The 11,736-nt window shown below is 67.0% G+C and carries 11 protein-coding genes; 5 read left to right on the forward strand and 6 right to left on the reverse strand.

The features are described from left to right. Positions 1-84: 84 nt before the first annotated feature. Positions 85-1,185: a GGDEF domain-containing protein gene (locus DZC52_RS05620; protein ID WP_147307617.1), complete on the reverse strand. Its 1,101-nt coding sequence runs from the start codon at positions 1,183-1,185 to the stop codon at positions 85-87. 127 nt (positions 1,186-1,312) lie between these two features. Here DZC52_RS05620 and DZC52_RS05625 point away from each other — a divergent pair, with 127 nt between their 5' ends. From DZC52_RS05625 to DZC52_RS05635, 3 genes are all read left to right on the forward strand, one after another. Continuing rightward, the gene (locus DZC52_RS05625; protein ID WP_116650150.1) at positions 1,313-2,515 is read left to right on the forward strand and encodes an aminotransferase class V-fold PLP-dependent enzyme; all 1,203 of its coding nucleotides are present in this window, start codon (positions 1,313-1,315) and stop codon (positions 2,513-2,515) included. A 96-nt stretch (positions 2,516-2,611) separates the two neighbouring features. After that, complete coding sequence (ubiU, locus tag DZC52_RS05630; protein ID WP_116650185.1) at positions 2,612-3,607, forward strand: ubiquinone anaerobic biosynthesis protein UbiU; 996 nt, start codon at positions 2,612-2,614, stop codon at positions 3,605-3,607. After that, on the forward strand, positions 3,604-4,455 hold the full coding sequence (locus DZC52_RS05635) for a U32 family peptidase (protein ID WP_116650151.1): 852 nt from the start codon (positions 3,604-3,606) through the stop codon (positions 4,453-4,455). Before ubiU ends, DZC52_RS05635 begins: the two co-directional genes overlap by 4 nt. A gap of 22 nt (positions 4,456-4,477) precedes the next feature. Here the strand turns inward: DZC52_RS05635 and DZC52_RS05640 are convergent, their stop codons facing one another. The 3 genes from DZC52_RS05640 to DZC52_RS05650 all read right to left on the reverse strand — a co-directional run bounded on the left by DZC52_RS05640 (position 4,478) and on the right by DZC52_RS05650 (position 6,956). Beyond that, a complete protein-coding gene (locus DZC52_RS05640; protein WP_116650152.1) occupies positions 4,478-4,999 on the reverse strand; it encodes a protein tyrosine phosphatase family protein in 522 nt (173 codons plus the stop codon). Further along, positions 4,992-6,101 carry a hemolysin family protein gene (locus DZC52_RS05645; protein WP_116650186.1) on the reverse strand — a complete coding sequence of 370 codons (1,110 nt, stop codon included), beginning with the start codon at positions 6,099-6,101 and terminating at the stop codon, positions 4,992-4,994. Before DZC52_RS05645 ends, DZC52_RS05640 begins: the two co-directional genes overlap by 8 nt. Positions 6,102-6,185: 84 nt before the next feature. Further along, positions 6,186-6,956 carry an SDR family oxidoreductase gene (locus DZC52_RS05650; RefSeq protein ID WP_116650153.1) on the reverse strand — a complete coding sequence of 257 codons (771 nt, stop codon included), beginning with the start codon at positions 6,954-6,956 and terminating at the stop codon, positions 6,186-6,188. 80 nt (positions 6,957-7,036) lie between these two features. Here DZC52_RS05650 and DZC52_RS05655 point away from each other — a divergent pair, with 80 nt between their 5' ends. Further along, positions 7,037-8,923, forward strand: a complete 1,887-nt coding sequence (locus DZC52_RS05655) for a DUF294 nucleotidyltransferase-like domain-containing protein (protein WP_116650154.1) — start codon at positions 7,037-7,039, stop codon at positions 8,921-8,923. Then, positions 8,924-9,646: a 3'-5' exonuclease gene (locus tag DZC52_RS05660; protein ID WP_116650155.1), complete on the forward strand. Its 723-nt coding sequence runs from the start codon at positions 8,924-8,926 to the stop codon at positions 9,644-9,646. It begins immediately after the preceding gene. Positions 9,647-9,716: 70 nt separating this feature from the next. On the opposite strand, the gene DZC52_RS05665 is transcribed toward DZC52_RS05660, so the two are convergent. Further along, positions 9,717-10,895, reverse strand: coding sequence for an alginate export family protein (locus DZC52_RS05665; RefSeq protein ID WP_116650156.1), 1,179 nt, complete (start codon positions 10,893-10,895; stop codon positions 9,717-9,719). Positions 10,896-10,979: 84 nt separating this feature from the next. Beyond that, the gene (locus tag DZC52_RS05670; protein WP_116650157.1) at positions 10,980-11,708 is read right to left on the reverse strand and encodes a helix-turn-helix domain-containing protein; all 729 of its coding nucleotides are present in this window, start codon (positions 11,706-11,708) and stop codon (positions 10,980-10,982) included. Positions 11,709-11,736: the final 28 nt, after the last annotated feature.

Below are 11,736 nucleotides of genomic sequence, written 5' to 3' on the forward strand. Positions count from 1 at the left end.
GTGCCAACACCCCTTCCCGGGCCAGTCTACCGCCTCTTCCTTTGGCATGGCAATCGGCGCCGGCCGGCACGGCGCGCGGGCGCGTCAGGCGCAGACGCGGTCGCGGCCCTGGGCCTTGGCCCGGTACATCGCGTCATCGGCGCGCCGAATGAGGTCGGCGACCTGGTCGCTGTCGGTCAGTTCCGCCACGCCGAAGCTGATGGTGACGGGCACCTCCTGGCCGTTGCAGCCGATCGGGTGCTCCGAGATCGTGCGCCGGATCTTCTCCGCTACATCTACGGCGCCGTCGCGATCAGTGTCGGGCAGCAGCAGCAGGAACTCCTCGCCGCCCCAGCGCACCGCCAGGTCCTCGCTGCGAAGGTTGCGACGCATGCGCACGCCGACGGCGCGCAGCACGTCGTCGCCCACGCCATGCCCGTATTCGTCGTTGACGCGCTTGAAGTGATCGAGGTCGCCGATGACCACCGAAAGCGGTTGGGCGTGGCGCCGGCTTCGCGACATTTCCGCAGCAATGCGACGTTCCAGGTCGCGTCGGTTGTGCAGGCCGGTCAGCGCATCGGTGCTGGCCAGTTGTCGCAACTGGCGCTGGAGGGCGAACTGCTGGCCTCGGATCCGGTAGAACAGCTCCGAGGCGATCATGGCGATGACGAGCATCATCACCGGGTCGACCAATTGCGTGGTGGTTTCCAGCAGGTCGGCGCCACGGAAGGCAAGCCAGGCCAGGCTGCCGGCCAGCGGCAACGCGAAATGAAGCAATACCTCCCAGCCGCCCCGGAGCGAGAGCAGGGAGACCGCAAACGTGGCCATGATGATGCCCCGTGCCATGGGCTCCGGGTTGCCCTGGGCATGGAGCATGTTGGTGGTGAACAGCCCGAACATCATGATCATCACGCTGGCGGCGATCAGGCGAAGCAGCAACTTCGGCGCGCCCGAACCCGGCTGGAGCATGCACACGAGTAGGCTGGCCAGCGCCACCAGGAAGACCGGCGCTCGCCAGGCGGCGTGCAGCCACAGCAGGTCGCTCGGCGTCTGGTGCTCGAAGATCTCGATCAGCTGGTAGAGGGGCAGGACAAGCATCGCCAGAGCCGCCGCGGCGCAGGTCGTGGCGCGCGTGACCAAAAGGCTGACGTCGTTTGCGCAGTCCGTTCCATCGTGCGGCACATCGAACAACTTGATTGGAGCCACTGGCGGGGTCCCCCTGACGGCTGTCTTCGATTCAGTCTAGCGCCCTGCCCGGATGGCCGCATTGGTCAGGGTCAATATCCGGCCTGTTTATGCGATCCTCTGGGTCGGTAAAAACGCGGACTCAACGATGACGGATCGGGCAGAACTGGGCAGCCGGGCGCTCTTCGAGCTGCTCGAGACGGATGTCTACGTCAATCACGCCTCCCTGTCGCCGCCTTCAAGGCCCGTGCGCGATGCGGTGGCGGCAACGCTGGGCGGCTATGCGAGCCAGGGCATGGCCTGGTACGTCAAGGAGGTCGAGCGACGCGAAAGGCTGCGCGATCGGCTCGCGCGCCTGATCGGTGCCCCGCAGGGCAGCGTGGGGCTGGTGGCCAATACCTCGGCCGGCATCATCGACATCGCCCTGGGCCTGCCGTGGCAGCGCGGCGAGCGGGTGCTGCTCTTCGACGGCGAGTTTCCGACCAATGTCACGCCCTGGCAGCAGGCCGCCCGCCGCCACGACCTGGAACTGGTCTGGATGAGTGCCGACGATTTCCGCACCGAGCGTGAAGCGGCGCTGGCGCGCCTGGAGGCCGAGCTGGTGCGCGGCATCCGGCTGGTTGCGGTGAGCGCGGTCCAGTTCACGTCCGGACAGCGCATGCCCCTGGAAGCGATGGGCGAGTTGTGCCGCGCCCACGGCGCCGAACTGTTCGTCGACGCCATTCAGGCCGTCGGGATCGTGCCCCTGGATGTGGCGGCCATGGGCATCGACTACCTGGCCTGCGGTTCCCACAAATGGCTGATGGCGCCGGAGGGCGTCGGCTTTCTTTACGTGGCGCCGGCGCGCGCGGATGCCCTCGAGCCTTACATGGCCGGCTGGCTCAGCCACGAAGACGCCTTCGCTTTCCTCACCCGCGCGCCGGGCGAACTGCGTTACGACCGTCCGTTCCGAACCGGGGCACTGATGGCCGAGGCCGGCACGCCCAACACGATCGGCGCCGCCGGACTCGATGCGAGCCTGGACCTGATCGAGCAGATCGGCGTGGCGGCGATTCTGGAACACGTCCAGGCCTGGCACGATGCGCTCGAGCCCGCTCTCGTCGAGCGCGGTTTCGAAAGCGCACGGATGGACACGCCGTCGGGCCGTTCCGGCATTCTCAGCGTGCGCCCCGAGGACCCTTCGCAATCACCGGCCTGGGTGCAGGCGCTGGCCGCACGCGGCGTGGCCTGCGCCAGCCCCGACGGCTGGATTCGCTTTTCCCCCCACTGGCCCAATGCGCTCGACGAGACGCCCCGCGTGCTCTCGGCGATCGACGCGATTCTCGCAGACGGCGGGCCGTCGCAGGAGTGAGCGGCGGCCGGCCTTGACGGCCGTCAACGACATCGCGGCCTTCGCCGGCCATGCTGATGCGCTTTCGAACCGGACCGAAAGCGCTCGCCCATGTCCATCAAGCTCGTTTGCCCGGCCGGCTCCCTGCCGGCCCTGACCGAGGCCGTCAACAACGGTGCCGATGCCGTCTACCTGGGTTTCCGCGACGAAACCAACGCGCGCGCTTTCCCGGGGCTGAACTTCTCCGACCGCGACATCGAGCGGGCCCTGGCGCATGCGCGCGCCAGGGGCTGCCAGGTCTACGTGGCGCTCAATACCTACCCGACCTCGGACAAACTGTCGCAGTGGTACTCGGCGGTGGACCGCGCCGCCGACCTGGGCGTGGATGCGCTGATCATCGCCGAAATGGCGGTCATGGACTACGCCTTGCGCAAGCACCCGAACATCCGGCGGCACCTGTCGGTGCAAGGGTCGGCGACGACGGCCGCGGCGCTCGGTTTCTATCGTGAGTGTTTTGGCATTTCGCGGGCCGTGCTGCCGAGGGTCCTGGCCATCCAGCAGGTCGAGCACCTGGCCGAACGCTCGCCCGTGGAGCTCGAGGTCTTCGCCTTCGGCAGCCTGTGCATCATGGTCGAGGGCCGCTGCCAGCTGTCGAGCTACGTCACCGGCCGCTCGCCCAACCTGGCCGGGGTGTGTTCGCCCGCCGAGTTCGTCGCCTGGGAGGACACGGCCGAAGGCAAGACGGCCCGGCTCAACGGCGTGCTGATCGATCGCTTTGCCGACGGTGAGCCGGCCGGCTATCCGGTGGTCTGCAAGGGGCGATACCAGGTGGACGATCGGACATTTCACGCGCTCGAGGAGCCGACCAGCCTCAACACGCTCGAGTTGCTGCCCAGGCTCGCGGCTGCCGGCGTCTCGGCGGTCAAGATCGAGGGCCGGCAGCGCAGCGCGGCCTACGTGGGCACGGTCACGCGGATCTGGCGCGCGGCCATCGATCGGCTCGAGGCGAGTCCGGACAACTTCACGACCGAGGACGAATGGCGGCGGGAGCTGACCCGCCTGTCGGAAGGCAGCCAGGTCACCCTCGGTCCCTACCAGAGGGCATGGCAATGAAACTGTCGCTGGGACCGTTGCAGTACTTCTGGCCGCGCGCGAAGACGCTGGCCTTCTACGAAACGATGGCGGGGCAGCCGGTCGATATCGTCTATCTCGGCGAGACCGTTTGTTCCAAGCGACGTGAGCTCAGGCTGCCCGACTGGTTGGCACTGGGCCGTGAGCTCAAGGCCGCCGGCCACGAGGTGGTGTTGTCGACCCTGACCCTGATCGAGGCGGCCTCGGAGTTATCGGCCTGCAAGCGCATGGTCGACAACGGCGAGTTTCCGATCGAGGCAGGCGATCTCTCGGCCGTCGAGCTGTGCCGCGAGCGCGGCCTGCCATTCGTGTCCGGGCCCGGCGTGAATATCTACAACAACCGGGCCCTTGCCCTGCTGCGCGACGCGGGCCTGATCCGCATGGTCGCGCCGGTCGAGCTCGGGCGCGAGCACCTCGTCTCCCTGCGTGCGGAAGACGAGGCATCGCCCGAAATCGAGCTGCTGGCCTGGGGGCGGATTCCGCTTTCGTATTCCGCCCGCTGCTTCACGGCCCGCGCGGTCGGTCGCGGCAAGGATCAGTGCGGGTTCGAATGCATCCACTATCCCGAAGGTCAGCTGGTTCGAACGCGTGAAGACCAACCCTTCCTGAACATGAACGGCATCCAGGTGCAGTCCGGCGCCGTGCAGGATCTGAGCCCGCTCGTGGGCGAACTGGATTCCGCCGGGGTCGACGTATTGCGCCTGTCGCCCGGGGCCGGAGACATGCCGGCGGTGGTCGCGCGCTTCCGCGGCGCCCTGGCGGGCCGGCCGGTTGCGACCGCCCGGGACACGATCAGTGGTTACTGGCAGGGACGGCCCGGGATGGACTGAACCGGGCGTTCGCCGCTCGTTGTCAGGGAATGTCGAGCTTCTCGCGCACGGCCGACTCTAGGCTGGTCAGCCCGTGCGCCTTGCCGATCTCGATGGCGCGCTCCGGGCCTTCGCCCTCGATCCATGCCGCTCGCAGGGCATAGAGCGCACCGATTCGATTGCCCGATTTGCAGTGTAGCAGCGCGGGATCATCGCCGATCTCGGCCAGGATGCGGTCGAAGGCCTCGACGGCGTCGCGGTCGAGGTCGTCCGTGCTGCCGATCGGGACGCGGTGATAGGTCATGGCCAGCGAATCGACGAGCTCGCCTTCGTCCCAGGCATCGAACTCGCCGATGTCGCGGGCGTTGACCACGTGCTGCACGCCGGCTCGCTCGGCGGCGACCAGTTCGGCCGGCGTGGGTTGGCCGGAAACCATCCGGTTGGGCTCGGGCGTCATCGACCCGGTGATATCCGGCCAGCGCGTGGGCTCCGGCGTGGTCGCGCAGGCGCCGACCAGCAGGGCGAGTGTCAGCACGGCGATCAGTCGATGGCGGAATTCAATCATGGCGCTCTTCCTCGGTTCGGTTTCGGTTGGATTCCCCTTGCGCTTCGGTTTCGGCGTCGGGCCACTCCATGCCCAGCTTGCGGGCCCGGGCCTTCCACTTTTCGCGGGCGGCGTGGCGCAGGTCCTCGACCGTGTCGCTCTCGTCGACGATCTCCATGCCCAGCAGGGTCTCGAGCACGTCTTCCATGGTGACCACGCCGGCCAGCCCGCCGTATTCGTCGACCACCACGGCGAAGTGCTCCTGGCGCGCGAGCAGCTGGCTGAACAGGTTCTGCAGCGAAACGAACTCGGGCACGAACAGGACTTCGCGCCTGAGCTCGTCCAGTTCGGTCTCACCTCGCCCTTGCGCCTGGGCCAGCATGATGTCGGTCTTGAGGACGTAGCCGCGAATGTCCTCGTCTGATTCCCCGTAGACCGGGAAGCGCGAGAAGCTCATGCCGCGTTTGGAATCCATGGTCTCGGCGACTGTCTGGTCGCAGCGCATCATCACCACGGCCACGCGCGGGGTCATGATGTCCTCGACGCGGATGGCGCTGAAGCGGATCAGATTGAGAAAGATGTTCGATTCTTCCTCTTCGAACACACCCTCGCGCGTGCCGGCCTGGGCGAGCACGCGGAATTCCTCGCGGCTTACGGTCGGCGCCGACTTGTCGTGGGCCAGCCAGCGGGTGATCTGTTTCGATAGCTGCACCAGCGGCCAGGTCAGGTAGATGAGCACGATGCAGGCGCTGGCGGTGAAACCGGCCAGGGCCTTGGCGTGCGTCGCTCCGAGCGTCTTGGGGATGATCTCGGAGAAGACCAGGATCAGCAGGGTAACGATGGCCGATGTCAGGGCGAGCCAGGCCTGGCCGAAGACGATCTGCGCCTGGGCGCCGACGCCGGCCGCGCCGAAAGTGTGGGCGACGGTGTTTAGGCTGAGGATCGCCGACAGCGGCTGGTCGATGTCGCGCTTGAGGCGCCTCAAGCGCTTGCCGGTGCGGCTGCCGCGTTCGTTGAGCACGGCGATGTGGGCCGGCGTGATGCTCAGAAGCGCCGCCTCGAGAATCGAACACAGGAAGGAAACGCCGACGGCGAGGAAAAGATAGAACGCCAGTAGGGCCATGCAGGTTCGGTCCGTGAACGGAACCCGCATTGTATCGAACCCGGCGCATTGGCTTGTGCAGGACCGCCCGATCCGCTGGCGGCGTCAGAACCCGAAGATGCTGAAGCCGCCGTCGACGGCTAGCGTCTGGCCGGTAATGTAGCCGGCCGCCGGCAGGCAGAGGAAGGCAACGGTCGCGGCCACTTCCTCCGGGCGCCCGATGCGCTTCAGCGGCGTGCGCGCGAGCACTTCGGCCAGGAACTCGGGGTCGTCGAGCACCTGTCGGGCCAGGGGGGTCTCGATATACCAGGGCGCGACGGCGTTGACCCGGATGCCGTCGGCGGCCCATTCGGCGGCGAGGTTGCGCGTCATCTGGTGCATGGCCGCCTTGCTCATTGCATACGGCGCGCCGGTGCGCAGGTGCGTCAGCCCGGCCACCGAGGAGATGTTGACCAGGCTGGCCGATCCGGCCGCCTTCAGGCGCGGGTGGGCGGCGCGCGCCAGTTCGAAGGCGGCGACCAGGTTGGTGTCGAGAATGCCGCGAAGTTCCTCCTCGGTGTAGGCGAGGGCGGGCTTTCGGATGTTGTAGCCGGCGTTGTTGACGAGGATGTCGAGCGCGCCATCCACCGCCGTCAGCATCCTGCGACGCGACTCAGGGTCGGTCACGTCGGCGCTGACCGCATGGACCCGGTATCCGGCCGAAGCCAGTTCGTCGGCGGACTCGGCCAGGCGCTCCTGCCCGCGGGCGGCCATCCAGACTTCGGCGCCGCGCTGGCACAGTGCATGGGTGATCGCCAGGCCGATGCCGCGGCTCGCCCCGGTAACCAGGGCGTGCTTGCCGGCTAATGACCAGAGGTTGTCGGTTGGCTTGTGCATGGCCCCATTATTGTCGCGTGAAGCAGCCCGCTCAACATGGCGCGGTACCATGAGGTCGAGCCGTTACGTCGGAGTTGTGAATGGAAATTGAACAGATCGAGATTCGCGAGCACCTGCGCGACCACGAACCGTTCAGCTTCCTGACCGACGAAGAGCTCGAAGAAGTGGCGCGCTCGGTGGAGGTCAGCTACTTCCGGGCTGGCGCCGACATCGTCAGCCTCGGCGACGAGATTCGCGACCTGCACTACATCCGCAGTGGATCGGTCGAGTTGTTCCGGCGCAGCGGCGATCTATACAACCGCCTCGGTGAGGGCGATCTGTTCGGCCAGCTCGGACTGCTCAGCGGCCGGCCGGCGCGGTTTCCTGCACGTGCGCTCGAAGACACCCTGATCTATTTCATCCCGGGCGAGCTGTTCAAGCGCCTGTTCGACAGCAATGTCGCCTTCGCCGACTACGTCGAGGTCGAAGACCGCACGCGGCTGCGCCAGGCTGCCAAACAGCATGCCGGCGACAACCCGCTTCTGACCCTGCGTACCGGCAAGCTGGTCCGACAATCCCCGGTGACCGTCTCCGTTTCGACCGCCGTCGAGGATGCGGCCCGGCTGATGACCGAAGAGCGGGTCACTTCGGTGCTGGTGCTCGAGGACGGCGATGGCGGGGAAACGGCGGCAGCGCCCGTGCTGGCGGGGATTCTCACCGACAGCGACCTGCGGCGCAGGATCGTGGCCGAGGGCTTGCCGCCCTCGACGCCGGTCGGGGAGGTCATGTCGGGCAACGTGTCCAGCGTCCAGCGCGACCAGTTCCTGTTCGAAGCGCTTCTGGTGATGCTGCGCCAGAACGTGCACCACCTGCCCGTGCTGGATCACCGCCGCCCGGTCGGCGTGCTCGACATGGCCGATATCATCCACCACGAGACGCAGAACAGCCTGTTCGTGGTGCGCAACATCTTTCACTGCGGCAGCCACGAAGAACTGGAGGCGCTCAAGCCGTCGGTCGCTGCGAGTTTCGTCCGGATGGTCAACGAGGATGCCAACTCGCACATGATCGGCTCGGCGATGGCGACCATCGGCAGGGCCTTCAAGCAGCGCCTGCTGGAACTCGGCGAAGAGAAGCTCGGGCCGCCGCCGGTGCCGTACTGCTTCCTTGCGCTGGGCTCCATGGCTCGCGACGAGCAGTTCCTCTACACCGACCAGGACAATGCCATGATCCTGGATGACGCCTTCGATCCGAAGGTGCACGACGAGTACTTCCGCGAGTTGGCGCAGTTCGTCAGCGACGGCCTGCACCGGGCCGGCTACGTCTACTGCAGCGGTGACATCATGGCGACCAACAAGAAGTGGCGCCAGCCGCTTGCCGCCTGGAAGCAGCAGTTCACCGAGTGGATTCGCAAGCCCAGCGCCGAGCGACTCCTGCACAGTTCGATCTTCTTCGATCTCGACGGCGTGGCCGGCGTCACGAGCATGGCCGACGAGCTCAAGAGCCTGATCGCGCAGGAGGCGAGCGTCCAGCCGATCTTCCTGGGCTGCCTGGCGATCAACGCCAACAACCGCACGCCGCCGCTGGGCTTCTTTCGCGATTTCGTGCTCGAGCACGGCGGGCGCCACGAGAACTCGATCAACCTCAAGCGTCGCGGCACCGCGCCGCTGGTCGACGTTATCCGGGTGCACGCGCTGGCGGCCGGTTCCCAGTCGCAGAATTCCTTTCGCCGGCTCGAGGATACGGTGGCCGCCGGCTTCCTGACCGCCAGCATGGCCGCCGACTTGCGCGACTCCCTGGAGTTCATCGCCATGGTGCGCGCCCGGCACCAGGCCTGGGACGCCGAGCGCGGCGGCGAGGCCAACAACAACATCGACCCCGAAGTTCTATCCGCGTTCGAGCGGCGCAGCCTCAAGGATGCCTTCAAGGTGCTGGCCAACGCCCAGAAATTCATCCGTTTCCGTTACCGACCGGTTCGTGGTCGCCAGTAGATGTTTTCGCCGGATCGAAAGGAAACGCCCCCGACGCGCGACTGGCGGGAGCGCTTCGCGGAACTGGCCGCCGGGAGCCGGCAGGCGCCGCTGCGCGATTTCTACGCCCGCGGGGCGCCGAAGGCCGACACGAGCCTGTCCGAAGCGCCGCTGGTGGCGCTCGACCTGGAGACGACCGGCCTCGACCCGAAGCGGCACGGCATCGTCAGCATCGGCATGGTGCCGTTCTCGCTCCAACGCATTCGCCCGGCACAGGGCTATTACCGCGTCATCCGGCCGCGTCGGGAGATCGACGAGCACTCCATCACCATCCACCGGATCACGCACGAGGAAGTCGACGGCGCGCCGGACCTGGAGGACATCGTCGATGGCTTTCTCGAGGCGCTGTCGGGTCGCGTGGCTGTCGTTCACTATCACGCCATCGAGCGGCGGTTTCTCTACCAGGCCTTTCTCAGGCGCTTCGGCGAGGGCGTGCTGTTCCCGCTCATCGATACCCTCCAGATCGAAAAGCGGGTCAGCCAGCAACGCACGCTCAATCCGCTGACCTGGTTCGGTCGCCGGCGGGTGTCGCTGCGCCTGGCCGACGCCAGGCGCCGCTACGGCTTGCCGGAGTATTCACCACACCACGCCCTGACCGACGCGCTGGCCACGGCGGAGCTCTTCCAGGCGCAGGTCGCCCATCACGGCAGTCCCGACGACCAGCTCTCGCAATGGTGGCTGTAGGCTGCTGCGGGTTCCGGGTTCCGGGTTCCGAACCCTGAAACCTGAAACCAGGTTCCGCCCCGCCCGCGCCCTACCAGTTTCCGTTCAGCGTCAACCAGATCTTCTGCACGTCGGTGCGGCCGTCGTCGCCGTCGAATTGCGCCGCCTTGACCTCGAATGACAGGCCTGCGGGCAGCGGTCGCTTGACCATGACGCCGTACTCTCGGCCGTAGTTGATCGAGCCGCGGTCGCTGCGGAAGTCGTGCAGCTTGACCAGGCCGGTCCACCGGCCGAGTTTCGTGCCGGCGGCCGCGTAGGTGTCGACCAGGCCGTCCGCCGGCGTGGACAGGAACTGATCGGTCCAGCCGTTGTGCGCGTGCAGGGTGGCCAGCGGGGTTTGGAAAGCGTATGTCCCATCGCCGCCGAGCCGCTCGTGGCCGGCGAACCAGTGCCATGCTTCCAGCTTTTGCGCGATGCGCGCATGCAGGTAGTTCTGTCCGTCGACGTCGTCGAGCTCACGGATGCCGTCCTGGCGCGCGAATTCGAGTCGATAGCTGAAGTCCTCGCGGCCCGGAATCGTGCCGGTCAGGCGGGCACCGAGGTTGCGGTGAGAAGCCGGCCGGTCCTCGAAGGCGATGCGGTGGGCATAGAACGCCAGGGTGCTTTGGCCGATCGCGCGGGAGAAGGTCCCCATCCAGGTGTCGAGGTCGGCTTCGGCGAGCCGGTCGTTGGGGTTCGACGGCCCGAAGACGCGATGCGCCTTGTCCAGCCAGCGCAGGTCGATGCGCCACTCGGCCGCTTCCAGGCCGACCGTCACGGCGTCGAAGGTCTGCTCGAGCTGGCGAAAGCCGACGTTGCCGAGGAAGCGAACGTTGTCTTCCAGCAGGCGCTGTCGGCCCGCACGCAGGCTGAAGCGGTCGGGGCGCGAGTAGCCGATCCATGCCTCGGAGATGTTCTCGTCGTCGGGATCGGCGACCACCGGGTAGGCGGTACGGCCGTTGGCCGTGGAATTGAAGTCCTCGCTGCCGATATGACGGTTGGCGTGGGCGGTCAGGCCGAACCGCCAGCCGGACCACTCGGGGCTGATGATGCCGACGCGGGCGCGCAGGGTCGATGCGGTGGCATCGTTCACGAAGCGGTCGTCGTCCACCAGTTCGAGACGATAGCGGAGGTCGAGCGTCGGCTGCCAGGTATTGCCTTCATCGGCGATGGCGGTGGACAGGGGCAGGGCGAGGGCCAGGGCGAAGCCGAGACGGGTAAGCGTGCGCATAGGTGACTCCACAATGCATCAATTGTGGCGCCAGTATGAAGGCTGCCCGAGGTGGGCTATTTGACCCGAATCAAAGCGGGTCGATCAGCATTCGCCGATGGACTTGAGCCCTTCTCGGTCGAGGATCTTGACTTCGCGGCGGCGGACTTCAATGACGCCCATTTCCTGCAGGCGGCCGAACAGGCGGCTGACGGTCTCCAGTACCAGGCCCAGGTAGTTGGCCAGGTCGGCGCGCGACATGGTCAAGGTCAGCTGGTCGGCGCTGCGGCCCAGACGCGCCTGTCGCTTGCTCATGCTGTGCAGGAACAGGGCCAGTCGGCTGATCGCCTGGTTGCGTCCCATCATGGCCATGTGGTCGTGATCGTCGCCCATCTCGCGGCTGACCAGGCGCATGAACTGGCGCTGCAGTCCGGGAACGGACGCACTGATGCGTTCGAGTTCGGCGTACGGCAGCCGGCACACGCTGGAGGCCTCCAGGGCCTCGGCGCTGCACTGGTGGCGTTCGCCGGCCAGGGCGTCGAATCCCATGATCTCGCCGGGCAGGTGGAAGCCCAGTATCTGCAGCTCGCCGCCCTCGGACACCGCCTGCGTCTTGAGCGAGCCGGACTTGATGACGTACAGCGCGCGGAAAGGGGAGCCGGCGTGATAGAGCGTGTCGCCCGATGCCAGGCTGGTGCGGTCGGCCACCATCTGGTCGACTCGATCGACGTCGGCGCTGTCGAGTCCGGCCGGCAGGCAGAGTTCGCGCAGGTCGCAGCGCGCGCACTGGCGGCGGACCTGATCGAGATCGATGGCCGGATTATTGGCTGGCATGAAACCCCCGCAAAGCACGTCGTCGGCA

The sequence above is a fragment of the Wenzhouxiangella sediminis genome (genome assembly GCF_003410055.1).
GTDB classification, from domain to species: domain Bacteria; phylum Pseudomonadota; class Gammaproteobacteria; order Xanthomonadales; family Wenzhouxiangellaceae; genus Wenzhouxiangella; species Wenzhouxiangella sediminis.